This is a genomic window from Janthinobacterium sp. 78 (assembly GCF_003096775.1).
GTDB classification, from domain to species: domain Bacteria; phylum Pseudomonadota; class Gammaproteobacteria; order Burkholderiales; family Burkholderiaceae_D; genus Janthinobacterium; species Janthinobacterium tructae.
The window spans coordinates 225,519-251,935 of the sequence record NZ_QENT01000001.1 but is presented as its reverse complement, the minus strand read 5'-3'; the positions used below and the strand labels follow the sequence as shown (position 1 = coordinate 251,935).

Here is a 26,417-nt window from a genome sequence, read left to right as displayed (position 1 = left end):
GGCTAACGTTATAGGGACAAGCGAATAAGTGCACATGGTGGATGCCTTGGCGATTACAGGCGATGAAGGACGTAGTAGCTTGCGATAAGCTGCGGGGAGTGAGCAAACACACTTTGATCCGCAGATTTCCGAATGGGGCAACCCACCCTTTTAGGGTATTGCATACTGAATACATAGGTATGCAAGGCGAACGCGGCGAACTGAAACATCTAAGTAGCTGCAGGAAAAGAAATCAACCGAGATTCCCAAAGTAGCGGCGAGCGAAATGGGAAGAGCCTGTACGTGATAGTCGGACCGATAACAGAATCCTCTGGAAATGGGAGCCATAGTGGGTGATAGCCCCGTATGTGAAATTGGACCGGTGATACTAAGCGTACGACAAGTAGGGCGGGACACGTGACATCCTGTCTGAATATGGGGGGACCATCCTCCAAGGCTAAATACTCGTAATCGACCGATAGTGAACCAGTACCGTGAGGGAAAGGCGAAAAGAACCCCGGAAGGGGAGTGAAATAGATCCTGAAACCGTGTGCATACAAACAGTAGGAGCGGACTTGTTCCGTGACTGCGTACCTTTTGTATAATGGGTCAGCGACTTACATTCAGTGGCAAGGTTAACCGCATAGGGAAGCCGTAGAGAAATCGAGTCCGAATAGGGCGATCAGTCGCTGGGTGTAGACCCGAAACCAAGTGATCTACTCATGGCCAGGATGAAGGTGCGGTAACACGCCCTGGAGGTCCGAACCCACTAATGTTGAAAAATTAGGGGATGAGCTGTGGGTAGGGGTGAAAGGCTAAACAAACTTGGAAATAGCTGGTTCTCTCCGAAAACTATTTAGGTAGTGCCTCAAGTATCACCATCGGGGGTAGAGCACTGTTATGGCTAGGGGGTCATTGCGACTTACCAAACCATTGCAAACTCCGAATACCGATGAGTGCGAGCTTGGGAGACAGACGTCGGGTGCTAACGTCCGGCGTCAAGAGGGAAACAACCCAGACCGCCAGCTAAGGTCCCAAAGATTGGCTAAGTGGAAAACGAAGTGGGAAGGCTAAAACAGTCAGGATGTTGGCTTAGAAGCAGCCATCATTTAAAGAAAGCGTAATAGCTCACTGATCGAGTCGTCCTGCGCGGAAGATGTAACGGGGCTAAGCCAGTCACCGAAGCTGCGGATATTGTTCTGTGATTTATCACAGATATATATGGTAGGAGAGCGTTCTGTAAGCCTGCGAAGGTGTCTTGTAAAGGATGCTGGAGGTATCAGAAGTGCGAATGCTGACATGAGTAGCGATAATGGGGGTGAAAAGCCTCCACGCCGTAAGCCCAAGGTTTCCTGTTCAACGTTCATCGGAGCAGGGTGAGTCGGCCCCTAAGGCGAGGCAGAGATGCGTAGCTGATGGGAAGCAGGTTAATATTCCTGCACCGTCGTATGATGCGATGGGGGGACGGATCGCGGAAGGTTGTCCAACTGTTGGAATAGTTGGTTTTTGGCTCATAGAAGGCACTTAGGCAAATCCGGGTGCGGAATTCAAGGGGTTGAGACGAGTGCACTTGTGCACGAAGCAATCGGAAGTGGTTCCAAGAAAAGCCTCTAAGCTTCAGTCATACGAGACCGTACCGCAAACCGACACAGGTGGGCGAGATGAGTATTCTAAGGCGCTTGAGAGAACTCGGGAGAAGGAACTCGGCAAATTGGTACCGTAACTTCGGGAAAAGGTACGCCCCGGTAGCTTGACTGGTTTACTCCAGAAGGGTGAAAGGGTTGCAATAAACTGGTGGCTGCGACTGTTTAATAAAAACACAGCACTCTGCAAACACGAAAGTGGACGTATAGGGTGTGACGCCTGCCCGGTGCTGGAAGATTAAATGATGGGGTGCAAGCTCTTGATTGAAGTCCCAGTAAACGGCGGCCGTAACTATAACGGTCCTAAGGTAGCGAAATTCCTTGTCGGGTAAGTTCCGACCTGCACGAATGGCGTAACGATGGCCACACTGTCTCCTCCCGAGACTCAGCGAAGTTGAAATGTTTGTGATGATGCAATCTACCCGCGGCTAGACGGAAAGACCCCATGAACCTTTACTGTAGCTTTGCATTGGACTTTGAACCAATCTGTGTAGGATAGGTGGGAGGCTTTGAAGCGGGGACGCTAGTTCTCGTGGAGCCAACCTTGAAATACCACCCTGGTTTGTTTGAGGTTCTAACCTTGGTCCGTTATCCGGATCGGGGACAGTGCATGGTAGGCAGTTTGACTGGGGCGGTCTCCTCCTAAAGTGTAACGGAGGAGTTCGAAGGTACGCTAGATACGGTCGGACATCGTGTTGATAGTGCAATGGCATAAGCGTGCTTAACTGCGAGACTGACAAGTCGAGCAGGTACGAAAGTAGGACATAGTGATCCGGTGGTTCTGTATGGAAGGGCCATCGCTCAACGGATAAAAGGTACTCTGGGGATAACAGGCTGATTCCTCCCAAGAGTTCATATCGACGGGGGAGTTTGGCACCTCGATGTCGGCTCATCACATCCTGGGGCTGTAGCCGGTCCCAAGGGTATGGCTGTTCGCCATTTAAAGTGGTACGTGAGCTGGGTTTAAAACGTCGTGAGACAGTTTGGTCCCTATCTGCCGTGGGCGTTGGAAATTTGAAGGGGGCTGCTCCTAGTACGAGAGGACCGGAGTGGACGTATCTCTGGTGTACCGGTTGTCACGCCAGTGGCATTGCCGGGTAGCTAAATACGGAAGAGATAACCGCTGAAAGCATCTAAGCGGGAAACTTGCCTTGAGATGAGATTTCCCAGAGCCTTGAGCTCTTTGAAGGGTCGTTCGAGACCAGGACGTTGATAGGCTGGGTGTGGAAGTGCAGTAATGCATTAAGCTAACCAGTACTAATTGCCCGTACGGCTTGTCCCTATAACCTTAGCAGGTACAGAGGATAAGACGGTACAACGTTGTGCGTTTGTTGATACTACTATTCATTACCCAATCTTTGCTTCTTCCAGATTCAGGCTTTGTCGCTCCACTGAGGACAAATGCCAGTACAAGTTATGCCTGATGACCATAGCAAGTTGGTCCCACCCCTTCCCATCCCGAACAGGACCGTGAAACAACTTTGCGCCGATGATAGTGCTGCAACCAGTGTGAAAGTAGGTTATCGTCAGGCTTGTTATACGCAGTAGAGAAAAACCCCGCCAGCAATGGTGGGGTTTTTTTTCGTCTGGCGCTTTGGCAGGTTTTACAGCGTACAGGCGTAAAAAAAGGCAGCGCTACGCGCTGCCTTTCTGTCTTTGCGTCCCTTTTATTGGCCAGCCACCACTGGCGTGGCGCCGCTCCTGGCGACCCACTCGATCAGCGCATCGACGGCGGCGCGGCCATTGCCATTGCCCACCAGGTCGCTATTGATCATGGCGACCACCACGCATAACTGGTTGTTGGCGTCAGGCACATAGCCGGCGATGGCCACCACATTCTTTAATGTGCCCGTCTTGATGCGGGCGCGCGCGGCGGCCGGGCTGTTCAGCAGGCGCTTGCGCATGGTGCCGTCCAGCGCCACGATGGGCAGGCTGGACTGGAACTCGGGCGCCCACGGACTTTGCTGCATCGCTTGCAGCACGCTAGCCATTTGTGCTGGTGCAATGCGCCCGGTGCGCGACAAGCCGGAGCCGTTGTCGATCAGCATGCCCTGGGTATCGATATGGTGCCGCTGGAACCATTCCTGGATGACTAGCCGCGCACGCGTGGCCGTGTCTTCCGGCGCCGCCATGGCAACGGGGCGGCTGCCCAGCCAGCCATCGCTCTGCAAGCTGCCCAGGCTCAGGAACAAGGTGCGGGCCAGGGTGTTGTCGGAGGTCTTGTTGATGTCACGCAAGACTTCCGGCAAGGCGCGCGCCACGTGGTCGGCCAGCATGCGCGTGCCGACCGGCTCGGCCGTCGGCGGCAAGCCCGTCAATGGCGCTTCGCGTACCGTGCCCGTGAGCGTGCCGCCCAGGCGTTTCCAGGTGGCACGGAACAAGCGGTCTGCATAATCGTTGCGGTCGAGTACATTGATGCTGGTGGCCTTGCTGCAATTTTGCGGGAAGGTGCCGTGCAGTATCACCTGCAGCTTGCCGCTCGCATCGCGCCGGTATTCGGGTGGGCGCCAACCGTCTTCCCACCGGGCACAGCTACCCTTGATGAGCTTCATGTCGCTGGTGATGCTGACGTTCTCCAGCGGCGGCTGCATCAGGATGCTCAATTGCCGGTCCGTCGAGTTCATGTTGATATCGAGTAAATTGGTGTTCAGCAACAAGGCATCGGGAATGACGTTGTAGCGGAACTCGGCCGACTCATCGAAGGGCGGCGTACCGATATCGGGCCGGGCCGGCTGGAACAGCTGGCGGTCGAGGATCAGGTCGCCCTTGATTTTGACGATACCCTGGTTGCGCAGGGTTTGCAGCATGTGTGCCAGCACGTCCGCGTTGAAATCCGTGTCGGCGCCGCCGCGCAGGATCAAGTCGCCTTTCAGTACGCCATTGATGACGTCGGCGCTGGTGCGCAATTCCGTGCGGCCGCGGAAGGTGGGGCCCAATTGCTCCAGGCCCACGGCCGTCGTCACCAGCTTCATGGTGGAAGCGGGCTGCATGCTGCGCTCGGCGCCGTGCGACAGCACGGTGGTGCTGCCACGCAAGACGATGGCGCCCATGGCGTCTTCGGGAATATTCGCGCTGCGCAGCAGCAGGCTGACGGATTCGGGCAATTGCGCGTGGGCAGTCGACAGGCCAAGACCCGCCAACAGCGCAGCCATCAGAACAGGACGTAACATGGTGCTCCTTAGTGGAAAAAGACGTAGGCGACAAAGACGGCCGTGACCACGCCAGCGAAATCGGCGATGAGGCCGGCCGTGATGGCATAGCGCGTCTTGCGGATGCCGACGGAGCCGAAGTACAGGGCCACGATATAGAAGGTGGTGTCGGCCGAGCCCTGGAAGACGCAGGCCAGGCGGCCGACGAAGGAGTCGACACCGTAGGTATTCATGGCGTCGATCATCATGGCTTTCGAGCCGGAGCCGCTGAGCGGCTTCATCATGGCCGTTGGCAGGGCGGGCACGAAGTCCGTATTGATGCCCAGGTTGGCGAAGAACCAGTTCATGCCGCTCATCAGGAAATTGAATACGCCCGCGTTGCGGATCACGCTGATGGCCACCAGCATGCCGACCAGGTAGGGAATCACGGTAATCGAGGTCTGGATGCCGCCTTTCGCGCCCTCGATGAAGGCGTCGTACACGTTCACTTTCTTGCGCAGCGCGCCGATGATGAAAATGGCGATGACGCTGATCAACACCAGGTTGCTGACCACCTTCGAAACCAGTTCGATCTCCTGTTTCGTCAGGTATTGCGTGAAGTACCAGATCATGGCGACGATGGCGCTCGTCATGCCGCCCATCCAGCTCAGGACGACGCGGTTGAGCAAGTTGATGCGTTGCTTGATGGATACCGTGATGATGCCGACCATGGTGGCCACATAGGTGGCGATCATGCAGGGGATAAAGATGTCGGACGGGTCGGCTGCGCCGAGGATGGAGCGCTGCGCCATGATGGCCAACGGAATCAGGGTCAGGCCCGAGGTGTGCAGCACCAAAAACATGATTTGCGCATTCGTCGCCTCTTCCTTGTTCGGATTCAGGGTTTGCAGGCTTTCCATGGCTTTCAGGCCGAATGGCGTGGCCGCATTGTCCAGGCCCAGCAGGTTGGCCGAGAAATTCATCACCATGTGGCCCGTGGCCGGATGGTCTTTCGGAATTTCCGGGAAGATGCGCGAAAAGAAGGGCGCGATCACTTTCGCCAGCCAGCCGACGATGCCCGCCTTTTCACCGATGTTCATGATGCCCAGCCACAGGGTCATCACGCCCGCCAGCGGCAGGGCGATATCCATCACGCCCATGCGCGCCGTTTCAAACGTGCCGTCGATGATGCGCTTGAAGATATCGGTATCGCCGAGAAACAGCCACTGCAGCACTGCGGCCAGGAAGCCAACGAGGAAAAAGCCGGACCAGATGTAATTAAGTGCCATATGCGATCAGTTCTGTGTGTCGGGAGTGAAAAATGTCTGCAAACAAAGTATAGGGGCAGCCCGATACGAGTTGATGAAAGAATGCAGCAATCGCATGCCAAAAAGTTATAAGCTGGCAGCCTGTTTTCATTGGCGCCCCGTCGCTTGCCCGCGTAGTGTGGGGGATGCCTGTCGCTTGTCGTTGTTCGTTACCCCTGTCTGCACTGGATCACTGATGATGTTTTTACGCAAAACCGCCTGCGCCGCCGGCCTGGCCCTGTTGACGCTGTTCGCTGTACCGGCCCACGCCGCCACCGACGCCCGCGCGAACAAGACCTTGCACTTGTTTTTGAGCACCAGCGAGACGGGCCTGGACCCGGCCGTGGCGTCCGACCTGGCCAGCCTGAATTTGATGGAAAACATCTTTGACCCGCTGCTGCGCTATGACTACCTGGCGCGTCCGGTGCAGCTGCAGGGCAATACGGCGCGCGCCATGCCCACCGTGGCAGACGGCGGTCGCACGTATACCTTTCACTTGCAGCCCGGCATTTTTTTCACGCCCGATCCCGCCTTCAAGGGCCAGCCGCGCGAAGTGACGGCGCAGGATTATGTCTACAGCCTGACGCGGCTGTATGACCCGAGCCTGAAGTCGCCGTGGCTGTTCTTGCTGGAAGACAAGCTGGTCGGCGATGCGGCCCTGAAAGCCAAATTCAGCTACGACACGCCGATCGCCGGCTTGCAGGCGCTGGACAAATACACCCTGCGCATCCGCCTCAACGCCATCGACCCGAACTTCCTGTTTTACCTGGCCATGCCGGCGACAGCCGTGGTGGCGCGCGAAGTGGCCGAAGCGTACCCGGCGGCAGGGCAGATCGGTAATCACCCCGTGGGCACGGGGCCGTTCCTCGTCAAGGAATGGAAGCGCAGCGACAAGATCGTGCTGCAAGCCAATCCGACTTTCCGTGCCACCGTGTTCCATACCGAGGCCAAGGCGCTGGCCGCTTTGCCGGTCGACGCGCGCGTCATCGCCACTGCGCTGGAAGGCAAGCAATTACCGCTGGTCGAGCGCATCGAGGTGCGCATCGTCGAGGAATATCAATCGCGCATGCTGGGTTTCCTGAAAGGTGAATTCGATTACCTGGAGCAAGTACCGGAATCGATGACGGACATGGTGCTGGAAAACGGCGCCCTGAAACCGGCGCTGGCCGCCAAGGGCTTGCAGCTGACGCGCTTTCCCGTGCTGCAGACGTATTACATGTGGATGAACATGGACGACCCCGTGCTGGGCGGCACCAGCAAGGACAAGCTGGCCCTGCGGCGCGCCATCGCCCTCAGCTACAACAGCCGCGAAGACATCGCGCTGCTGAAAAAGGGCCTGGCCTTGCCGGCGCAGTCGCCGCTGCCGCCGAATGTGCTCGGTTACGACAAGGCTTACCGCAGCCCCGTCGGCTACGATCCCGTGCTGGCGCGCGCCTTGCTGGACCGCTTCGGCTACAAGGTGGGCGTTGATGGTTTCCGCACGCAGCCCGATGGCACGCCCTTGCTGCTGAGCATGCATACGGAGCCGAGTACGGTGGGACGCCTGCGCGATGAGTTGTGGCGGCGCAATCTGAACGCCATCGGCGTGCGCGTTGAGTTCAAGAGCGACAAGAAGACGGAAATCATCAAGGCGTCGCGCCTGGGCAAGGTGCAGATGTTCGAGACCAACTGGATCGCCGACTTCCCCGATGGCGATAACTTTATGCAATTGTTGTATGGTGGCAACGTTGGCCGCGCCAACTATGCCCGCTTCAACTTGCCCGATTACAATAAACGCTATGAGGAGGCGCGCCTGCTATCCGATACGCCGCGCCGACGCAGTCTGTACTTCGACCTGTTTCAGCTGATCCACGCTTACACGCCGTGGGTGTTGCTGACGCATCCCATCTCTGCCGACCTGCAGCAACCGTGGCTAAAAAACTACAGGCGCCACCCCGTGGAATTCACGTCCTGGCGCTATCTGGACGTCGATCCCGCCAAGGGCCGCCCCGCAGGCAAGTGACCACGTCGCTGAAAAGGGCATTCATTCCAAAAAGTTATGGTTAGGAAAGCATTTTTCATTGGCTGGCTGCGGATGCATCGCGCTACTCTGAAAATGAAAACAAATAAAGTCATGCGCAAATGTCATAAAAAAATGTACTGCGAGACAGACAGCTGCGACGTGAAAAAACAGCCTGACTTGATAACTCAAGTTTCGATTGCCCAACAAGGAGAAGACCTGTGAAATTGAAGAAGCTAGCGCAGTTGGTGGCATTGATGGGGGTGGTGGGGCCGGTAGTGGCACAGGAAGCGGTGCCGCCAGCGATGCAACGGGTCGAAGTGACGGGCAGCAGCATCAAGCGGGTGGCCAAGGAAGGCGCACTGCCGGTGCAAGTCATCACCTTTGACCAGATCGAAAAACAGGGCATCACGACGACCGAGCAACTGGTGCGCACCCTGTCGGCCAACGGCACGGGCGCCGATAACATGACTTCGGGCAATAACGTGTTTGGCGCCGATGCGGACAGGGTCAGCGGTGGCGCCTCGTTCGCCTCGCTGCGTGGCCTGGGCCCATCGAGCACCCTGGTGCTGTTGAACGGCCGCCGCATCGCCACGCACGGCGCCAGCGGCAAGTCGGTCGACTTGAACTCGATTCCACTGGGTGCGATTTCACGCGTGGAAATTCTCAAGGATGGCGCCTCGGCCATCTACGGCACGGACGCCATCGGCGGCGTGATCAATTTCATTCTGAAAACCAATTACAGCGGCGTGGAAGCGTCCGTCTCGACCAACGACACGCAGGCAGGCGGCGGCGCCACGCGCCGCGCGTCCATCCTGGCGGGCACGGGCTCGCTGGAGTCGGACCGCTACAACATCATGGCCAGCCTGACCGTCGACAAGGCCGAGCGCTTGAACGGCAGCGACCGCTCCTTCGTCAACGGCTACCAGCCGGGCCGCGGCCTGTCGCCCGATACCACGGGCACGCCGTTCGCCAACCAGATGGCGGGTGCCGGCACGGCGCTGGGCACCGCGTTCCAGCTGCCTGGCGATGCGAATAAATATCTGCAAGCCAATCCGCTGAGCTTCCAGGGCAAGTGCGACAGCATCGCCGGCATGTCGCAATACCAGACGGCGCTGTGGAAAGATGTGACCTCGCCGTTGCGCACCAAGTATTCGTGCGCGTACGACTATGGCGCCGACTATGTGCTGCAATTCCCCGTCGAGCGGGCCAATCTGTTGTCGCGCGGCACGTTCCAGCTGGCGCCCGACCACCGCATGTTTGTCGAAGTGCTCGGTTCGCGCACCAAGGCCACGGCCATTTTGACGCCGATGCAGGTGCAGGCGACCGTTGCCAACAAGAATTTGTATCCGGTCGGCGGCGCGTATTACCAGGATCTGTCGGCCTACATCCCTTCTTTCGACAAGACCAAGCCGATTTCCTACAAATGGCGCGCGAATGACGTGGGCAACCGCACGCAGGAAAACACCACCGACAATGCCCGCGTGCTGGTGGGCTTTGAAGGCAACTTCGGCAAGTGGGATTACAAGGCGGGCATTTCGCGCGCCGAAAGCAGCACCAAGACCAAGCTGACGGATGGCTATTCCTACACGGACAAGCTGTACGCGGCCCTGGCGACGGGCATCATCAATCCGTGGGTGGGCGCGGGCCAGAGCCAGACGGAAGCGGCCAAGCAATTGATCGAATCGACCAAGTTCCGTGGCGACTTCCAGCACGGCAAGACAACCCTGACGCAGATCGACGGTTCCGTTTCGGGCGAGCTGTTTCAGCTGCCGGCCGGTGCGCTGGCCATGGCGGCCGGCTTTGACTTGCGCCGCGAAGGTTATAGCTTCGGGCAAGACGTCGACGCCATCCAGATCCTGCTGGCACCAGGCAATGCTTCATTGAAAGATGCCAGCCGTACCGTCAAGGCCGTGTATGCCGAGTTGCTGGTGCCGGTCACGAAAGACCTGGAAATGCAACTGGCCATCCGCCGTGACGATTACAGCCTGGTGGGCGCGACGACGAATCCGAAAGTGGCTTTCCGCTACCAGCCGACCGACTTCCTGCTGTTCCGTGGTTCGGCCAGTAAGGGTTTCCTCGCGCCAAGCTTCCAGCAGCTGTATTCCGGTTCGCTGAGCCAGGAATTGCCGAACGGCGTGATCGACCAGGAGGGTTGCGCCAAGCATCCGGGCGTGCCCGAATACTGCGCCATCGACCGTCTCGACTACAGGACGGGCGGCAATACGAATCTGAAGCCGGAAACGTCGAAGCAGGGCAGCGTCGGCTTTGTCATCGAGCCATTCAAGGGCTATTCCGCCTCGTTCGACTACTGGGCCATCAATACCAAGGACCGCATCCTGAACCGCACGCCGCAAATCGTGCTGGCCAATTACCAGGCGCTGAATCAGTACATCCACCGCAATCCGGACGGCACCATCGAGTACGTGCAGGCGGGCTGGATCAATGCGGCAGGCAGCCGCGTGCGCGGCCTCGACGTGGGCTTGCGCGGTGAAGGCAAGGTCCAGGACGCGAAATGGACGGCGACCCTGGACGGCACGTATATGGACAGCTTCAAGTTTGCGGAATATCAAGGCCAGCAATACCAGGAACTGGTCGGCAAGTTTTATACGCGCGATCTGTACCTGCGCTGGAAACACAATGCCAGTTTTGGCGTGTCGCGCGGCGACTGGAGCGGCTTGCTGATCCAGAGTTTTTCGTCGGGCTACAAGGACCAGTTGCCGAATGGCGGCAAGGGGTCGCCGCCACCGGGCTTCAAGCCGGATGTGTCCAGCTACACCACGTATAACTTGTCGGGCACGTACACGGGCTTCAAAAATACGACGATTACCGTGGGCATCCAGAACTTGTTCGACCGCGACCCACCGTTCACTGCGCACAACGTGGATGAAGTGGTGGGCGCCGGCTGGGATCCCCGCGTGGCCGACCCGCGCGGCCGTTCGCTATCGTTCCAGCTGAAGTACAAGTTCCTGTAAGGCAGCCATGCCGGCGGCGATCCTGTCGGCATGCTAACCTCGTGCGGCGGCGCCTGGCGTCGCCGTTTTTATTCCAGGAAAGGGCCGCATGTCCAGTCATACCAATCTCAGCCGGCGCCGCTTCGGCGGTTTGCTGGCCGCCACCTTGGGGGCGGCAGGCACACCGGCATGGGCGGCGGCCGCGCAAGGGAAGGGCAAACGCATGCAACAGCCACACGCATTGATCAAACCGGCGCGCCTGCGCGAAGGCGACCTGGTCGCCATCATCGCACCGGGCGGCTTTACGGATGAGGACGCCATCGCCAAGGCTCAGCGCAATATCGAATCGCTGGGCTTGCGCGCCAGCCTGGGCGCGAATATCCGCGCCGTGCACGGCAACTATGCGGGCACGGTGCAGCAGCGTCTCGACGATCTGCACGCGGCATTCCGCGACCCGGACGTCAAGGCGGTGTGGGCCATCCGCGGCGGCTCCGGCTGCATTTCGCTGCTGGCGCTGCTCGACTACGCCTTGATCCGCGCCAACCCGAAAGTGCTGATCGGCTATTCCGACATCACGGCCCTGCACCTGGCCATCGGCCGCCAGACGGGCCTGGTGACCTTCCACGGTCCCGTGGCCTCGTCCACGTTTTCCGAGTACACGGTGACGCAGCTGCAAAACGTGCTGATGACGCCGCAAGACAGCTACACGATCCCGATGGCGCTGGAGAATCACCGCCGCGCGCAGACGCAGCCGAATTTCGCCATCCGCACCGTGCATGGCGGCCAGGCGACGGGACGCTTGACGGGCGGTAACCTGTGCATGGTCAGCGCGCTGGCCGGCACGCCGTATGCGGCCAATTTCCGCGAAAGCATCCTATTCCTCGAAGAAATCAATGAAGTGCCGTATCGCATCGACAGGATGTTATGCCAGCTCGACCTGTCCGTGGGGTTCAACAAGGCGGCGGCATTGATGCTGGGCATCTTCGAGCATTGCGAGGCGGCCGAGGGCGACACTGCGCTGAGCCTCGATGCTACCGTGGACCAGCATTTGCAGCCTTTACGCGTGCCGGCCGTCAGCGGCTACTCGTTTGGCCACATCCGCCACCAGTTCACGCTACCGATGGGTATATTGGCGACCCTGGATGCGGACCGGCAAACCTTGACCTTGCTTGAGCCGGCCGTCTGCTAGCGCACGGTGCAGCAGGGCGATTGTCAGTATGCTAGTGTGATAAGGCGTGGCACGAGGCTGCGCCGTCTTCCTCACCGCTCCCGACATGATCAACCGCCACGCCAGTACCTACATCCTCAGCCATCCGCTGGCCTTCGTGCTGCAGGTGCTGAAGGGTTTCCGCGCCAACCAGGGCTTGCTGCTGGCGGGCGCCGTCGCGTATTACTCGCTGCTGTCCATCGTGCCCTTGCTGATGCTGGTGGTGGTGGCCCTGTCGCACGTGATCGCGCAGGACGAATTGCTGCAAACAATCGGCCATTACCTGGAGTGGCTGGTACCGGGACAATCGAAGGCCATCGTGGGCGAGATTGCACATTTTCTCGACAACCGGGGCGTGATCGGCTGGCTGTTGCTGCTGACCATGCTGTTTTTCAGCTCGCTGGCGTTTACCGTGCTGGAAAACGCCATGAGCGTGATTTTCATTCATCGTGTGGCCATCCGCCGCCGCCATTTCCTCATTTCCGCCGTGCTGCCGTACTGCTACATCCTGTGCCTGGGCGTGGGCATCTTGCTCATTACGCTGGTAGCCGGCGGCTTGCAGGTGATGGGCGAGGAAAGCGTGCGCTTCTTGCGCCACGACTGGGGCCTGGAAGGCGTGTCCGGCGTGCTGCTGTATCTGTTGGGGCTGGGCGGCGAAATCCTCGTGCTCAGCTCGATTTACCTGGTCATGCCGGTTGGAAGATTATCGATTACGCATGCGCTGATCGGCGGCGTGACAGCGGCCCTGCTGTGGGAAATCGCCCGTCACGTGCTGGTCTGGTATTTTTCCACCTTGTCGCAGGTTAACGTCGTGTATGGCTCGATGACGACGGCCATCGTCGTCATGTTCAGCCTGGAAATCGGCGCCACCCTGCTGCTGCTGGGCGCGCAAGTGATTTCCGAATACGAAAGAGTGGCCCGTGGCGGCGAAGAGGACAAGCCGCTGGCGCTAAGGACTTGATTTAAGGTATGGCTTCAATTCGTTGTTGCGCCGCACAAAAAGCTGTGCTATACTCCGTTCAGTGATTGAGATTTGGCAGCAAATCATCTCACCATCCAGTTTCAGCGCGGCGACCGACAGGTGTAATGTTGATGGCGTGACAGAGCGAAGAGTGGATTTTGTAATTCCGGATACGTTGGTCGATTTACACTTGGAGTCACCATGCAGATAGCATGGGAGTCCGAAAATCAGGAGGCACTTTGCAGATAGCACTGGCGTCCATGACACGATTAAAGCATTGGTAATACATTGGAACGAAGCCCGCGCTAGCGGGCTTTTTTTTCGTCTATTGAAAACCCAAGGGCGTAACCCCGGGGTCGTACCCTGCAGGGTACGACCCCAGTATCTGCAGTTGGGTTTACAACGCCCTTGCAATCAAAATCTTCTGAATATCGCTGGTCCCCTCGTAAATCTGGCACACGCGCACGTCGCGGTAGATGCGCTCGACGGGGAAGTCGGACACATAACCGTAGCCGCCGTGCACCTGGATCGCGTCCGAACACACTTTTTCCGCCATTTCCGACGCAAACAGCTTGGCCATGGCCGCTTCCTTCAGGCAGGGCAAGCCCGCATCCTTCATCGACGCCGCGTGGCGGATCAGCTGGCGCGCCGCTTCGATTTGCGTGGCCATGTCGGCCAGGCGGAATTGCACGGCCTGGTGTTCATAAATGGGTTTGCCGAAACTTTCGCGCTCGCGTGCGTACTGCAGGGCCGCTTCATACGCGGCGCGCGCCATGCCTACGGCTTGCGAAGCGATGCCGATGCGTCCGCCTTCCAGGCCGGACAGGGCGATCTTGTAGCCTTGTCCTTCTTCGCCAATCAAATTTTCCGCCGGGATGCGGCAGTTGTCGAACAGGATTTGCGCCGTATCAGATGAATGCTGGCCCATCTTCTGTTCCAGTCCCGCGACGATGTAGCCGGGCGTGTTCGTCGGCACCCAGAAGGCGCTGATGCCGCGCTTGCCGGCCGCCTTGTCGGTGACGGCCATGACGATGGCCACGTCTGCATACTTGCCGCTGGTAATGAATTGTTTTGTGCCGTTGATGACGTACTCATTGCCATCGCGCGTGGCCGTGGTGCGCAGGGCCGAGGCATCGCTGCCCGTGTGCGGTTCCGTCAGGCAAAACGCCCCCAGCATGGTGCCTTGCGCCAGCGGACGCAGCCATTGCTCCTTTTGCGCATCGTTGGCGTACATCATGGCGATGCTGCATACGGGGCAATTATTTACGGAAATGATGGTCGACGTGCCGCCATCACCGGCAGCGATTTCTTCCAGCACCAGGGCCAGCGACACGTAGTCGAGGCCGGCGCCACCGAGCGCTTCCGGCACGGCGACGCCAAAGGCGCCCAGCGCGGCCAGTTCCTGCAATTCTTCCTTGGGGAAATGATGTTCCTTGTCCCAGCGGGCCGCATTGGGCGCCAGGCGCTCGCGCGAAAAACTGCGCAGCGCTTCCTGGATCATCGATTGTTCTTCATTGAGTATCATGGACGTCGTCTCGTATATTTTTATAGTGGATGCGGGAATTACCAGGCGATGGGCTTGCCATCGTAATTGCGAAACACGGCCTTGTCCGTGGCCGGCAGGCTGGCCAGCGTGGCGCGGATGCCGGCTGCGCTTTCTTCCGGGGAAATATCCGCGCCGGCGCCGCCCATGTCCGTGCGCACCCAGCCCGGGTGGAAGGCGACGCAGCTGACGCCTTGCGGGCCATGCACGAGGCTAGTATCGATCAGCACGGAATTCAGGGCCGCCTTGCTGGCGCGGTACAGCGAACCGCTGGGGTTGCCCCGTTCGCTCAGGGAGCCCATGTGCGAGGACAGCACTGCCAGCTTGCCTTTTGCAGACGCTACCAGCGGCGCCAGCATCGGCAGCAGCCGCATGGCTGCCAGCACGTTCGTGTGCATGACGGCATCGAAATCTTCTTGCGTGGGGGAACCATCGTGACGGGGGCCATACACGCCTGCGTTGAGGATGGCCACGTCGAGCTTTTCATCGTCGAGCTTCCAGCCCAGGGCGGCGCAGCCGTCCACATCCGTCACGTCGAGCTGGTGCGCTTCCGCGCCCAGTTGCCTGAGGGCATCGCAAGCGTCCGGCGTGCGCGCCGTGGCGATCACTTTCCAGCCAGCGTGGCGGTATTGATGGACGATTGCGTGGCCGATGCCGCGCGAGGCGCCGATGATCAATGCGGTAGGCATGTGTTTTCTCCCTGGAAAGTCAAATGAAAAGGCGCGCAACCAACAACCATGCGCGCCTGTCGTCAACAGAGCCGCTTATACCAGTTCGATCGCCATCGCCGTCGCTTCGCCGCCGCCGATGCACAGGGCCGCCACGCCGCGCTTGCCGCCGGTTTTCTTCAAGGCGCCCAGCAGGGTGACGATGATGCGCGCGCCCGAGGCGCCGATCGGGTGGCCCAGCGCGCACGCGCCGCCGTGGATGTTGATCTTGCTGTGTGGAATGTCGAGGTCGTGCATGGCGGCCATCGGCACGGCAGCGAATGCTTCATTGATCTCGAACAAGTCGACGTTGCTGCTGCTCCAGCCTGTTTTCGCGTACAGCTTCTTGATGGCGCCGATAGGAGCCGTGGTGAACTCGTTTGGCGCCTGCGCGTGCGTGGCGTGGCCGTGAATTTTCGCGATGACGGTGCATCCCAGTTTTTTCGCCGTCGATTCGCGCATCAGCACCAGCGCTGCCGCGCCATCGTTGATCGACGAAGACGAGGCGGCCGTGATGGTGCCATCCTTCTTGAACGCCGCTTTCAAGGTCGGAATTTTTTCCAGGCGGGCCTTTTGCGGACCTTCATCGATGCTGACGATGGTGTCGCCGCCGCGGCCGGAAACGGTCACGGGCACGATTTCCCATTCGAAACTGCCATCCTTGGTGGCCGCTTGCGCGCGTTTCACCGATTCGATGGCAAACGCATCCTGCGCTTCGCGCGTGAAGCTGTACTGGCTGGCGCACTCCTCGGCAAACGTGCCCATCGAGCGGGCATTGCCCTTTTCATCGCGGCCGTAGGCGTCTTCCAGGCCATCCATCATCATGTGGTCATAGATCATGCCGTGGCCGATGCGGTAGCCGCCGCGCGCCTTCGGCACCAGGTAGGGGGCGTTGGTCATCGATTCCATGCCGCCCGCCACCACCACGTCGGCGCTGCCGGCGAGCAAGGTGTCATGCGCGAACATGGTCGTCTGCATGGCCGAGCCGCACATTTTCGACAGCGTCACGGCGCCGGTGGAATCGGGCAGGCCAGCCTTGCGCAAGGCTTGGCGCGCGGGCGCCTGGCCTTGGCCGGCCATCAGGCAATTGCCGAAAAACACGTGTTCAACGGCGTCTGGCGCCACGCCGGACCGTTCGACGGCGGCGCGGATGGCCACGGCGCCCAGGTCGCTGGCGGTGACGTTGGCAAAATCGCCCTGGAAGGCGCCCATAGGGGTGCGCGCGGCACCGACGATTACGACTGGATCATGCATGTTGGATCTCCGGTTGGGGGTGGGAAGGTGCTTGCTTACAAAAACGCAGGTGTTGCGGATACGGGAAGACGTCCTCGATATGACCGTCTTCGATGCGCTGCTTGCGCGCCTGCCAGTATTGCGCCGTCAGCAGGTCGGCATGGTGCTGCATGAAATACTTGCGGATGCGTGGATTGCCGAGCAGGAAGGTGCCGAATTGTTCGGGAAACACATCGTGCTTGCCGATGGGATACCACGGTTCGGCCGACATTTCTTCCTCCTCCGTGCGGGCTTGCGGGATGACGCGGAACTGGCAATCGGTGATGTACTCGATTTCATCGTAATCGTAAAAAACGACACGCTGATGACGGGTCACGCCAAAATTTTTATACAGCATGTCGCCCGGAAAAATATTCGCCGCCACCAGTTCCTTGATGGCGTTGCCGTACTCGATGATGGCATGTTCCACCAGGTCGTCGCGGCCTTCCTTCTCGGCATTGCTCAGCCACATGTTCAGCGGCACCATGCGCCGCTCGATGTACAGGTGGCGGATGATGATCTGCTCCTGGTCTTCTTCGATCAGCGATGGGGCGAACTGTTTCAGTTCGGCCAGCAATTCCGCAGAAAAGCGGGCGCGCGGAAAGGCCACGTTGGAATATTCGAGCGTGTCGGCCATGCGGCCTACGCGGTCGTGGTGTTTCACCAGCAAGTACTTTTGCTGGACTTGCGCGCGCGTGGTTTCCTTGGGAGGAGGAAAGAAATCCTTGATCACCTTGAAGACATACGGAAACGACGGCAGGGCAAACACCAGCATCACCAGGCCGCGGATGCCGGGTGCGCTTTCAAAGTGGTCCGATGAGTGTTTCAAGTGCTGCAGGTAGTCGCGGTAAAACAGCGTCTTGCCCTGTTTTTGCAGGCCCAGTATCGTATAGATTTCGCTGCGTGGTTTGCGCGGCAGCAAGCTGCGCAGGAATTGCACATAGGCCGACGGCACTTCCATATCGACCAGGAAATAGGCACGCGTAAATGAAAACAGCACGGCGATCTGCTGCTGCTCGAACAGCACCGTGTCGAGCACCAGCTTGCCGTGGCGGTTGTGCAGGATCGGCACGACAAACGGATACTCGCGGTTGCCGTTGATGCCCTTGCCGACCAGATAGGCGCCCTTGTTGCGGTAGAACAAACTGGTCAAGACCTGGAGCTGGTGGTTCGGCTCCAGCCTGTCGCCGCCGAACAGCTGCTGCAGGCGTGCTTCCACCTGGGCCACGTCACGCTCCAGGTCGGCAAATGCACAGTCCAGCTGGAAGTTGCTCAGCATGCGCAGCAAGGTGAGGCGCAAGCCATCCTTGCCCGGGTAGTACACGCGGTAGGTGGGCACCAGGTCTTGCGTCTCGATGTATTCCGTGGAAACCACGGGACGCACGAAAATATAGTCGTTATTGAAATAGGTGCGGTGCAGGATATTGCAGCAGACGGAATTGAAGAAGGTTTCCGCCAGTTCCGGCTGCTTGTGTTCCGTCAGCATGCCGATGTAGTGCAGCTTGAGTTCGCGCCACACTTCGTCGCTCAACTCCGACTCTTCGTACTCATCTTCGAGCATCTGCACGCATTCCTGCACGCGCTTGTCATAAAAGTCGATGCGTTCGCGGGCCGCCGTCTGCGCCGCGCTCCAGGCGCCTTGCTCGAAATACCGCTTGGCGTGCTGGCTCGTTTCACGGAACAGACGGTAATGCTTGTCAAAGCCGTCGCGGATGGTGCGCGCGATATCGAATGCAATCTGGGAAGAGAGCAATTTGGGGAAGGCAATTTGCGTCATAGTTGTGCTCGCATGAATGGCTCATCACCCAGTCGATAACCGCGCGCCCGTGCTTACTTGGTTTCCGCAAACAGCTCGCGGCCGATCAGCATGCGGCGGATTTCGCTGGTCCCGGCGCCGATTTCGTACAGCTTGGCATCGCGCCACAGGCGGCCGGCCGGATACTCATTGATGTAGCCGTTGCCGCCCAGGGCCTGGATCGCTTCGCCTGCCATCCAGGTCGCCTTCTCCGCACTATACAGAATGGCGCCGGCCGCATCCTTGCGCAACTGGCGCACGGCTTCCGGCGTGGTGGCGCGGTCGCAAGCCTGGCCCACGGCATACACATAGGCCTTGCACGCCATCATGGTCGAATACATATCGGCTAGTTTGCCTTGCATCAATTGGAATTCGCCGATAGCCTGGCCGAATTGCTTGCGGTCATGCACGTAAGGCACGACCAGGTCCATGCAGGCCTGCATGATGCCCAGCGGTCCGCCGGACAGCACGGTGCGCTCGAAATCGAGGCCCGACATCAGCACATTGACGCCCTTGCCCAGGCCGCCCAGCACGTTTTCGGCCGGCACTTCGCAATCCTGGAATACCAGTTCGCCCGTGTGCGAGCCGCGCATGCCCAGCTTGTCGAGCTTTTGCGCGATGGAAAAGCCCTTGAAATTCTTTTCGATCAGGAACGCCGTCATGCCGCGCGCGCCCGCTTCCAGGTCGTTTTTCGCGTACACCACCAGCACGTCCGCGTCGGGACCGTTGGTGATCCACATCTTGGTGCCGTTCAAGACCCAGCGGTCGCCCTTGAAGTCGGCGCGCAGCTTCATGCTGACGACGTCCGAGCCCGCATTCGGCTCCGACATGGCCAGCGCGCCGATGTGCTCGCCCGTGATCAGTTTTGGCAGGTATTTGGCTTTTTGCTCGGCCGTGCCGTTGCGCTTGATCTGGTTCACGCACAGGTTCGAGTGGGCACCGTAGGACAGGCCGACGGACGCCGAGGCGCGCGAGATTTCTTCCATGGCGATGATATGCGCCAGATAGCCCATGCCGGCCCCGCCGTATTCTTCGCTGACGGTGATGCCGAGCAAGCCCATGTCGCCCATCTTGCGCCATAGGTCCATGGGGAACTGGTCTGTACGGTCGATTTCGGCCGCGCGCGGCGCGATTTCGGCGGCGGCAAATTGTTGGATCGCTACTCTTAGCGCGGCGATGTCGTCGCCGTGGTCAAAGGTCAAGCCTGGGAGATGGAGCATGTCGTCCTCGTCGTTATAGGTGTGGCGGTCATGGGTGTCGGGTCAGTGAAGCTATGATACTCAGTTGTGACGTTTACGTAAACGTAAAGTGAGGCGCGTAAAGCGATGTGCGCGGCAAGCGCCGCCGCAGCGATTTAGTTTGCTTGCGCCTGATCAAGGTTCAAGTCCGCCAGCATGCGCGCGCACGCGTCCTCATGCGCGCTGATTTCCGCCAGCGCCATTTCGATATCGATACGCTGCTGCTCCAGCGTCTGCCGGTGCTGCGCCAGCACGCCCAGGAAGCGGTCCATCTGCGCGCGCGTGTCCTTCGGCGATTCATACATGTCGACCAGGCTCTTGATTTCCGACAGGGCCAGGCCCAGGCGCTTGCCGCGCAGGGTCAGCTTCAAGCGGGTGCGGTCGCGCGGCGTGTAGACGCGGCTGCGTCCGCCTGCGCCTTCGCGCTTCGGGCTGAGCAAGCCCTGGTCTTCATAGAAACGGATGGCGCGTGCCGTGATGTCGAATTCCCGCGCCAGTTCGGTAATGGTATAGGTCGTCATTGCTGCGGGCGGTGTCGGTTGCATGGGTGATCGGTCGATAGATGGGGTGCTGCGGGGCAGATGGTGGCAAAGTGCCGTTTACGTCAACGTCAATACTATTGTAGCGTGCCCTGCCCGTGCTGCAACAAAGAAAAAAAACGCCTGTGGACAGGCGAGTTTGGCGAATAAGACAACAGTTACTGAAAATAAATTGATTCTTCTTGCGCAAACACGCTTAAGATCGAGAGTTGGTGGCCAAGATGACACCAAAAAGAGCTTTCCTGGCATAACGGCGACATTCTTTTCGCTGCGATGGCAGTAAAATTTTTGGGGCAGTAGACACGATCAAAAAACAACGTTTCACTATGAGCACGTTGTACCGATTGTTTCCATATTGAAAACAGAATGGCCCTTCTGAAAACTTTGTCTACAAGAAATTGTATGACATGGGCATTGCGTGTATCGGTAGAGCAGGGCATTATCCGATACCGTACGTTGTAATGCCAAACCGAGGCTTTGAATCGTGCTGCAGTGCGAAAATCAAGGCCAGCCGCGAATTTGAACCGAAGCCACACAGAATCACAAGAGAAAATTTGGGCCACTTTTTTACCTGAAAAGCCTGGCCGGAGTGTTAATTGTTAATTCATACTCTTTTCAAATGTAACAATCTGTATGGTCATTCAAGAAACTGACTTTCATGTTACAACATGAAATAGTACACCTATGAATTCTTCTAACGAACGCGAAAGCTTCAGCCAACGACTTCAGTTGGCTCTCAAAAACGCCCATTACTCTCCAGACAGCCCGACCAGACTGGCGCGGGAATTTAACATCCGTTTCGACGGACGCCCGATTACCGTGCATGCAGCTAGGAAATGGTTAGTAGGTGAAGCAATTCCCACGCAAGAGAAATTGCGCATGATTGCCCAATGGTTGGGCGTTCCGGCGGAATGGTTGCGGTTTGGCGGCCCGGAAAGCGCCACGCCGAATGGCGAAGCGGGCAGCGCTTTATCGCGTTTTGAATCTGCCGATGTGAAATTAATTGCCGATTTGCAAAGATTAGATGAACATCATCGTCAAATCGCGCGTGAATTTATTCGCATGCTGGTCAGAGTCAACTACCAAAAGTAAGCATTCAGGCCCTCCCCGGCGGGCGCCGTCGGCTTTTCGCTGGCGGTGCTTTCCCTGTCCTTTTATTTGCGCAGCGTCATACTGGAGACATGATTTTGCCGCACAATAAGACCTCGCATGTTGCGCTGCAGCGGAATTATTTGACAATAATCCCGTACGCAGCGGCGCGGCAGCCAATACCAGCGCATAATCACAGCAGAAGCAGCCAGTTCATCCACTACGGAGCCGAGCATTTGAGCCGTCTTATGAAAAGTAACTACAGCAATACCGCGCAGCTGAAGGACTTGATGACCGTGCCCCCCATGACTGCCGCGCAACATGCGGAAGTGATGCGCAAACGGATCGCCCACCGCAGGATGGTTGAAGAAGCCAGGGATTTGAAGCAGGCCAGTGCTCACCAATTCGACAAGAGGTGAGGGATGCCTGACCAAAGCTACTGCGCGTCGCGCTTTGCGGCCGGCGATGCTCACCGTACTAAAGTACGGTTGCGCTTCTCGGCCACAAATCACTGCCGCTCGCTACGCTTTTGTCAGGCATCGTGACTTGGCAGGTATTTGCCGGTGATAAGCTGATGGTGGTGTCAGGTCTCTGATGCCTTAAGACCACTCCAGCGTGGTGCCAGGCTGTGCTCGATGCCGAGCAGGTCGATGACGCGCGCCACCGTATGGTCGACCATGTCCGCGATGCTGTGCGGGTGGTGATAAAAGCTCGGTAATGGCGGGAAGATGATGCCGCCCATTTCGGTCACGGCGGTCATATTGCGCAGGTGCGCCAGGTTGAATGGCGTTTCGCGCACCATCAGGATCAGGCGCCGGCGCTCCTTGAGCACCACATCGGCGGCCCGCGTGATCAAGTTATCCGACAAGCCATGCGCCACGGCCGCCAGCGTCTTCATCGAGCACGGCGCGACGACCATGCCATCCGATTGAAACGAACCGCTGGCGATCGACGCGCCGATATCGCGCAGCTTGTGCACCACGTGCGCCTGCGCTTCGATGTCCTTGCGCCCCACGCCCGTTTCCTGGTGCAGGGTCAGTACCGCTGCATCCGACAAGACCAGATGCGTCTCGACGCCAGGGATGGCGCCGAGTAATTGCAGCAGCCGCAAGCCATACACGGCGCCCGTGGCGCCCGTGATGGCCACGACGATCCTGCGCGGCCGCGCAAGCTGGCTATCAGGCATCGATCAGGGATTTCAATTCGCCCGATTCAAACATTTCATTCATGATATCGGAACCACCGATGAACTCGCCTTTCACATACAGCTGCGGAATGGTCGGCCAGTTCGAATAATCCTTGATGCCCTGGCGTACTTCCGGGTCGTCCAGCACGTTGACGGTAGCGATGTTTTCCACGCCGCAGGCCTTCAGGATCTGGATGGCGCGGCCGGAAAAGCCGCACTGTGGAAATTGGGCGGTGCCTTTCATGAACAGCACGACCGGCGTGCTCGTCACGGTTTCTTTGATCCAGGTTTGTACGTCGCTCATAGCTGCCTCTGATGGGGAAATAAATAGATGCCGTCATTTTATAAGAAAACGACGGCACGGGTATGCGCTCAAGTCATAAATCGGGCAAGTCAGCCACGTTGAGGCTTAGAAGGTCTTGCCCAGGCAGGCCGATTGTGCCGCGCCCACGTATTTACCCCAGGCAATGACGGGTGCGTAGCCGTGTTTGGCATAAAACGCCACGGCGCGGCCATTTGCCACGCGCGTGGACAGGTAGAGGGCCTGGTAGCCATGCCCACGCGCCTGTGCCTCTACATGGGCCAGCAGGGTCGCGCCCACGCCGGCCGAGCCCGGGCGCGCATACATGCGCTTGAGTTCGCCTATGGCGCTGTCCGCTTCGCCGAGCGGGCGTAAGGCGGCGCAGCCCAGCAGTTCTCCAGCCGCATCGCTGGCCAGATAAAAACCGCCGCGCGGCGTTGCCGCTTCGACATCGAAGGAGGCACGGCCGCTGTCGCCATTCATGCGCAGCAATACGTCCGACAATTCGTCGAGCAGCCGCTGCGCATCCGGGCTGGCCGCGTCCACCGCCAGGATGACAAGGTCGTGCCCGGCGGCCATGGACTTAACCGCGCAGCTTGGCGAACGCGGCGGCCATGCTGCCGGCCGGCTCGGGCGCGTTGCGCGACTGCGACTGGTGCTGCGCCAGGCCGCGGCGGTCGTTGCGGTCGCCCTTTTGCTCGGGCTTGCTGCCCGCCTGGGGCGCGCTGTCCGTCAGGCGCATGGTCAGCGCGATGCGTTTGCGCTTTTCATCGACTTCCAGCACTTTTACACGCACGACCTGGCCCGCCTTGACCACCGTGTGCGGGTCTTTCACGAACGTATTCGACAGGGCCGAGATATGCACCAGGCCATCCTGGTGCACGCCGATATCGACAAAGGCGCCAAAGGCGGCCACGTTGGTGACCACGCCTTCGAGAATCATGTCCGGGCGCAAGTCGCGGATTTCTTCCACGCCTTCCTTGAAGGTGGCGGTGGTGAATTCCGGACGCGGGTCGCGGCCCGGCTTTTCCAGTTCCTTCAAAATATCGGTAATGGTCGGCACGCCAAACGTTTCATCGGCGTACTTTGCCGGGCTGAGGGTTTTCAGCAAGGCGGTCTCGCCGATGACGGCCTGGATATCCTTCTTGATATCGGCCAGGATCTTTTCCACCAGCGGGTACGATTCCGGGTGGACTGCCGAGGCGTCCAGCGGATTGTCGCCGCCCATCACGCGCAAGAAGCCGGCCGCCTGTTCAAACGTTTTATCGCCCAGGCGCGGCACGGCTTTCAAGGCCGCGCGCGAAGTAAACGCGCCCTTCATGTCGCGGTAGCTGACGATGCTTTGCGCCACGCTGGCCGACAGGCCGGAGACGCGTGCCAGCAGCGGCGCCGAGGCTGTATTCACATCCACGCCGACGGCGTTCACGCAATCTTCCACCACGGCGTCGAGCGAGCGGGCCAGCTGGCTTTGGCTCACGTCGTGCTGGTACTGGCCCACGCCGATCGATTTCGGGTCAATCTTGACCAGTTCGGCCAGCGGATCTTGCAGGCGGCGCGCGATCGACACGGCGCCGCGCAGGGACACATCCATGTCCGGCAATTCCTTGGAGGCGAATTCGGACGCCGAATACACCGACGCGCCCGCTTCCGAGACGACGATCTTCGTCATCTTCGCTTCCGGGTGCTGCTTGATCAGGTCTTGCGCCAACTTGTCCGTCTCGCGCGAGGCGGTGCCGTTGCCGATGGAAATGAGCGACACATTGTGCTTGGCGGCCAGACGGCCCAAGGTGTGCAAGGAGCCATCCCAGTCGTTTTTCGGCTGGTGCGGGTAGATCACGGCCGTGTCGACGACTTTACCGGTGGCGTCGACCACGGCGACCTTGACGCCCGTGCGCAGGCCGGGATCGAGGCCCATGGTGGCGCGCTGGCCGGCCGGCGCGGCCAGCAGCAGCGCTTTCAAATTGGTGGCGAAGACGTTGATGGCGTCGAGTTCCGAGCGTTCGCGCAGCGCACCCATCAGTTCCGTTTCCAGGTGCATGAAGCTTTTCACGCGCCAGGTCCAGCGCGCCGTGTCCGCCAGCCATTTGTCGGCCGGGCGGCCTTGTTGTTTGATGCCGAAGCGGACGGCGATGCGGCCTTCGCATGGGTTGTGCGGCGCATCCCATTTCGGTTTTTCCGCTTCCGTGTCCAGGCGCAGGGTGACGTCGAGGATACCCTCGCGGCGGCCGCGCAGCAGCGCCAGCGCGCGGTGTGATGGCACAGTCGAAATGGTTTCCGAGTAGTCGAAATAATCGGCGAATTTTTCGCCTTCGTCCTGCTTGCCTTCCACCACTTTCGATTCGACGATGCCGTGTTCCTGCACGTATTCGCGCAGGGTTTGCAGCAAGGTTGCGTCTTCGGCGAAGCGTTCCATCAGAATCTGGCGCGCGCCGTCGAGGGCTGCCTTGGTATCCGCCACGCCCGGATTGTTCCCGTCGGCACTGGTAAACGCGTCGCGCAGGAACTTGCCCGCTTCCATTTCCGGCGTCAGTTCCGGATTGTCCAGCAAACAGTCGGCCAGCGGCATCAAGCCCGCTTCGATGGCGATCTGCGCCTTCGTGCGGCGCTTCTGCTTGTAGGGCAGGTACAAATCTTCCAGGCGCGTCTTGTCTTCCGCGTGCATGACGGCGTCGAGCAGCGCGGGCGTCATCTTGTTCTGTTCCGTGATCGAGGCCACGATGGCGGCACGCCGCTCTTCCAGTTCGCGCAGGTAGCGCAGGCGCTCTTCGAGCAGGCGCAGCTGGATATCGTCGAGGCCGCCGGTCGCTTCCTTGCGGTAACGGGCGATGAAGGGCACGGTGGCGCCTTCGTCGAGCAGTTCGATGGCGGCGGCAACCTGCACCGGTTTGGCGGCAAGTTCAAGGGCAAGGCGTTGTTCGATAGTGGGCAGCATGGTTGTTTCCAGAGCGATCAAGCTTGGAATGATACGCAATCGGCGCGATTGCGCAATCTTGACAGCGCAAATGGACTGTGCGTTGACAACAAGGTCAACGCGGCGGCAGCAGCGGGCTGGCGGGCGCTGGAGCTGGCGGCCTCTGCGGCGTGACGGATTTGCCAAAGGCATTGCCCATGCGGTGTTCGAGGGCGGCGCGGTTGTACAGGCCCAGCTGGTTCGACGGACGCTGCATGACCGCCTCCGCGCCGGACAGGGTAGGCGGCGGCCGGTTCACGGTGTTGCTGTCGGGTAATAATTTTTCACTCAAGCAAGACATCGATTGCGCGCGCTGGCCATTGACTTCCACTTCCACGCAGCCCTTCTCCGGTGCGGCGGCTTGCACGACGACGGTGTGCTCGTCCGCCTGCGCGGCCAGGGTGGCGCAGGCCAGCAGCAACAGTGATAACAGGCGTGCCATGGCGGCTCCCGGAGCGGTGGATGAGGCGTTCAGCATAGCAAGGCCATGTGTCGCGGCGATGACACAGGCGGGATGCGGGCTGGCGCCATGTCATACAGTTGTCATTTTATGAAGCTACCATCCTGCCATTCTGCTTGAACTGGCACAGTCAAGACACTTCATGAGCAGGCTCTCGTT

At 59.3% G+C, this 26,417-nt stretch carries 19 protein-coding genes and 2 rRNA genes; 8 read left to right on the top strand and 13 right to left on the bottom strand.

The window, feature by feature from the left end; genetic code table 11:
- Nucleotides 1–14 precede the first annotated feature (14 nt).
- Nucleotides 15–2,904 (top strand): 23S ribosomal RNA (locus C8C92_RS01015).
- A 137-nt stretch (nucleotides 2,905–3,041) separates the two neighbouring features.
- Nucleotides 3,042–3,154: ribosomal RNA gene (rrf, locus tag C8C92_RS01010) — 5S ribosomal RNA — on the top strand.
- A 135-nt stretch (nucleotides 3,155–3,289) separates the two neighbouring features.
- Here the strand turns inward: rrf and dacB are convergent.
- Together dacB and C8C92_RS01000 are read right to left on the bottom strand one after the other, a co-directional pair.
- Entirely contained in the window at nucleotides 3,290–4,792 is a 1,503-nt protein-coding gene (gene dacB, locus C8C92_RS01005) for a D-alanyl-D-alanine carboxypeptidase/D-alanyl-D-alanine-endopeptidase (RefSeq protein WP_116742787.1), read from the bottom strand.
- 8 nt (nucleotides 4,793–4,800) lie between these two features.
- A complete protein-coding gene (locus C8C92_RS01000) occupies nucleotides 4,801–6,039 on the bottom strand; it encodes a nucleoside recognition domain-containing protein (RefSeq protein ID WP_116742786.1) in 1,239 nt (412 codons plus the stop codon).
- A gap of 214 nt (nucleotides 6,040–6,253) precedes the next feature.
- Here C8C92_RS01000 and C8C92_RS00995 point away from each other — a divergent pair, with 214 nt between their 5' ends.
- The 4 genes from C8C92_RS00995 (at nucleotide 6,254) to C8C92_RS00980 (ending at nucleotide 13,178) form a co-directional block, all read left to right on the top strand.
- Nucleotides 6,254–8,059, top strand: a complete 1,806-nt coding sequence (locus C8C92_RS00995) for an ABC transporter substrate-binding protein (RefSeq protein ID WP_165829232.1) — start codon at nucleotides 6,254–6,256, stop codon at nucleotides 8,057–8,059.
- Between the two features lie 218 nt (nucleotides 8,060–8,277).
- Nucleotides 8,278–11,031: a TonB-dependent receptor gene (locus C8C92_RS00990; RefSeq protein WP_116742785.1), complete on the top strand. Its 2,754-nt coding sequence runs from the start codon at nucleotides 8,278–8,280 to the stop codon at nucleotides 11,029–11,031.
- A gap of 88 nt (nucleotides 11,032–11,119) precedes the next feature.
- The gene (locus C8C92_RS00985) at nucleotides 11,120–12,199 is read left to right on the top strand and encodes an LD-carboxypeptidase (protein WP_116742784.1); all 1,080 of its coding nucleotides are present in this window, start codon (nucleotides 11,120–11,122) and stop codon (nucleotides 12,197–12,199) included.
- An 85-nt stretch (nucleotides 12,200–12,284) separates the two neighbouring features.
- A complete protein-coding gene (locus C8C92_RS00980) occupies nucleotides 12,285–13,178 on the top strand; it encodes a YihY/virulence factor BrkB family protein (protein WP_116742783.1) in 894 nt (297 codons plus the stop codon).
- A gap of 397 nt (nucleotides 13,179–13,575) precedes the next feature.
- On the opposite strand, the gene C8C92_RS00975 is transcribed toward C8C92_RS00980, so the two are convergent.
- From C8C92_RS00975 to C8C92_RS00950, 6 genes are all read right to left on the bottom strand, one after another.
- Entirely contained in the window at nucleotides 13,576–14,703 is a 1,128-nt protein-coding gene (locus C8C92_RS00975; RefSeq protein ID WP_099761453.1) for an acyl-CoA dehydrogenase family protein, read from the bottom strand.
- Between the two features lie 38 nt (nucleotides 14,704–14,741).
- The gene (locus tag C8C92_RS00970) at nucleotides 14,742–15,410 is read right to left on the bottom strand and encodes an SDR family oxidoreductase (RefSeq protein WP_116742782.1); all 669 of its coding nucleotides are present in this window, start codon (nucleotides 15,408–15,410) and stop codon (nucleotides 14,742–14,744) included.
- A 75-nt stretch (nucleotides 15,411–15,485) separates the two neighbouring features.
- On the bottom strand, nucleotides 15,486–16,682 hold the full coding sequence (locus tag C8C92_RS00965; protein WP_099761458.1) for an acetyl-CoA C-acyltransferase: 1,197 nt from the start codon (nucleotides 16,680–16,682) through the stop codon (nucleotides 15,486–15,488).
- Nucleotides 16,675–18,477: a bifunctional isocitrate dehydrogenase kinase/phosphatase gene (gene aceK / locus C8C92_RS00960; protein ID WP_116742781.1), complete on the bottom strand. Its 1,803-nt coding sequence runs from the start codon at nucleotides 18,475–18,477 to the stop codon at nucleotides 16,675–16,677. The genes C8C92_RS00965 and aceK overlap by 8 nt, the downstream gene beginning before the upstream one ends.
- Before the next feature lie 53 nt (nucleotides 18,478–18,530).
- Nucleotides 18,531–19,715 carry an isovaleryl-CoA dehydrogenase gene (locus C8C92_RS00955; protein WP_099761462.1) on the bottom strand — a complete coding sequence of 395 codons (1,185 nt, stop codon included), beginning with the start codon at nucleotides 19,713–19,715 and terminating at the stop codon, nucleotides 18,531–18,533.
- 134 nt (nucleotides 19,716–19,849) lie between these two features.
- The gene (locus tag C8C92_RS00950) at nucleotides 19,850–20,254 is read right to left on the bottom strand and encodes a MerR family DNA-binding transcriptional regulator (protein WP_099761464.1); all 405 of its coding nucleotides are present in this window, start codon (nucleotides 20,252–20,254) and stop codon (nucleotides 19,850–19,852) included.
- Nucleotides 20,255–20,956: 702 nt separating this feature from the next.
- On the opposite strand from C8C92_RS00950, the gene C8C92_RS00945 reads away from it, so the two are divergent.
- Nucleotides 20,957–21,364 (top strand): hypothetical protein, encoded by a 408-nt coding sequence (locus tag C8C92_RS00945; RefSeq protein ID WP_034753756.1) that lies wholly within the window; start codon nucleotides 20,957–20,959, stop codon nucleotides 21,362–21,364.
- Between the two features lie 89 nt (nucleotides 21,365–21,453).
- Nucleotides 21,454–21,780, top strand: coding sequence for a hypothetical protein (locus C8C92_RS00940; RefSeq protein WP_096232675.1), 327 nt, complete (start codon nucleotides 21,454–21,456; stop codon nucleotides 21,778–21,780).
- Nucleotides 21,781–21,944: 164 nt separating this feature from the next.
- Here the strand turns inward: C8C92_RS00940 and C8C92_RS00935 are convergent, their stop codons facing one another.
- The 5 genes from C8C92_RS00935 to C8C92_RS00915 form a co-directional block, all read right to left on the bottom strand.
- Nucleotides 21,945–22,547, bottom strand: a complete 603-nt coding sequence (locus C8C92_RS00935; protein ID WP_099761467.1) for a UbiX family flavin prenyltransferase — start codon at nucleotides 22,545–22,547, stop codon at nucleotides 21,945–21,947.
- Nucleotides 22,540–22,851, bottom strand: coding sequence for a Grx4 family monothiol glutaredoxin (grxD, locus tag C8C92_RS00930; protein ID WP_116742780.1), 312 nt, complete (start codon nucleotides 22,849–22,851; stop codon nucleotides 22,540–22,542). The genes C8C92_RS00935 and grxD overlap by 8 nt, the downstream gene beginning before the upstream one ends.
- A gap of 105 nt (nucleotides 22,852–22,956) precedes the next feature.
- Nucleotides 22,957–23,427 (bottom strand): GNAT family N-acetyltransferase, encoded by a 471-nt coding sequence (locus C8C92_RS00925; RefSeq protein WP_116742779.1) that lies wholly within the window; start codon nucleotides 23,425–23,427, stop codon nucleotides 22,957–22,959.
- A 4-nt stretch (nucleotides 23,428–23,431) separates the two neighbouring features.
- A complete protein-coding gene (locus C8C92_RS00920; RefSeq protein ID WP_116742778.1) occupies nucleotides 23,432–25,780 on the bottom strand; it encodes a Tex family protein in 2,349 nt (782 codons plus the stop codon).
- A gap of 94 nt (nucleotides 25,781–25,874) precedes the next feature.
- Nucleotides 25,875–26,240 carry a hypothetical protein gene (locus C8C92_RS00915; RefSeq protein WP_243420079.1) on the bottom strand — a complete coding sequence of 122 codons (366 nt, stop codon included), beginning with the start codon at nucleotides 26,238–26,240 and terminating at the stop codon, nucleotides 25,875–25,877.
- Between the last annotated feature and the right edge of the window lie 177 nt (nucleotides 26,241–26,417).

Excerpts from the sequence above, each read along its gene's own strand:
- dacB (WP_116742787.1), bottom strand. The coding sequence starts at position 4,792 with ATGTTACGTCCTGTTCTGATGGCTGCGCTGTTGGCGGGTCTTGGCCTG.
- C8C92_RS01000 (WP_116742786.1), bottom strand. The coding sequence starts at position 6,039 with ATGGCACTTAATTACATCTGGTCCGGCTTTTTCCTCGTTGGCTTCCTG.
- C8C92_RS00995 (WP_165829232.1), top strand. The coding sequence starts at position 6,254 with ATGATGTTTTTACGCAAAACCGCCTGCGCCGCCGGCCTGGCCCTGTTG.
- C8C92_RS00985 (WP_116742784.1), top strand. The coding sequence starts at position 11,120 with ATGTCCAGTCATACCAATCTCAGCCGGCGCCGCTTCGGCGGTTTGCTG.
- C8C92_RS00980 (WP_116742783.1), top strand. The coding sequence starts at position 12,285 with ATGATCAACCGCCACGCCAGTACCTACATCCTCAGCCATCCGCTGGCC.
- C8C92_RS00975 (WP_099761453.1), bottom strand. The coding sequence starts at position 14,703 with ATGATACTCAATGAAGAACAATCGATGATCCAGGAAGCGCTGCGCAGT.
- C8C92_RS00970 (WP_116742782.1), bottom strand. The coding sequence starts at position 15,410 with ATGCCTACCGCATTGATCATCGGCGCCTCGCGCGGCATCGGCCACGCA.
- C8C92_RS00965 (WP_099761458.1), bottom strand. The coding sequence starts at position 16,682 with ATGCATGATCCAGTCGTAATCGTCGGTGCCGCGCGCACCCCTATGGGC.
- aceK (WP_116742781.1), bottom strand. The coding sequence starts at position 18,477 with ATGACGCAAATTGCCTTCCCCAAATTGCTCTCTTCCCAGATTGCATTC.
- C8C92_RS00955 (WP_099761462.1), bottom strand. The coding sequence starts at position 19,715 with ATGCTCCATCTCCCAGGCTTGACCTTTGACCACGGCGACGACATCGCC.
- C8C92_RS00950 (WP_099761464.1), bottom strand. The coding sequence starts at position 20,254 with ATGACGACCTATACCATTACCGAACTGGCGCGGGAATTCGACATCACG.
- C8C92_RS00945 (WP_034753756.1), top strand. The coding sequence starts at position 20,957 with ATGAATTCTTCTAACGAACGCGAAAGCTTCAGCCAACGACTTCAGTTG.
- C8C92_RS00940 (WP_096232675.1), top strand. The coding sequence starts at position 21,454 with ATGATTTTGCCGCACAATAAGACCTCGCATGTTGCGCTGCAGCGGAAT.
- C8C92_RS00935 (WP_099761467.1), bottom strand. The coding sequence starts at position 22,547 with ATGCCTGATAGCCAGCTTGCGCGGCCGCGCAGGATCGTCGTGGCCATC.
- grxD (WP_116742780.1), bottom strand. The coding sequence starts at position 22,851 with ATGAGCGACGTACAAACCTGGATCAAAGAAACCGTGACGAGCACGCCG.
- C8C92_RS00925 (WP_116742779.1), bottom strand. The coding sequence starts at position 23,427 with ATGGCCGCCGGGCACGACCTTGTCATCCTGGCGGTGGACGCGGCCAGC.
- C8C92_RS00920 (WP_116742778.1), bottom strand. The coding sequence starts at position 25,780 with ATGCTGCCCACTATCGAACAACGCCTTGCCCTTGAACTTGCCGCCAAA.
- C8C92_RS00915 (WP_243420079.1), bottom strand. The coding sequence starts at position 26,240 with ATGGCACGCCTGTTATCACTGTTGCTGCTGGCCTGCGCCACCCTGGCC.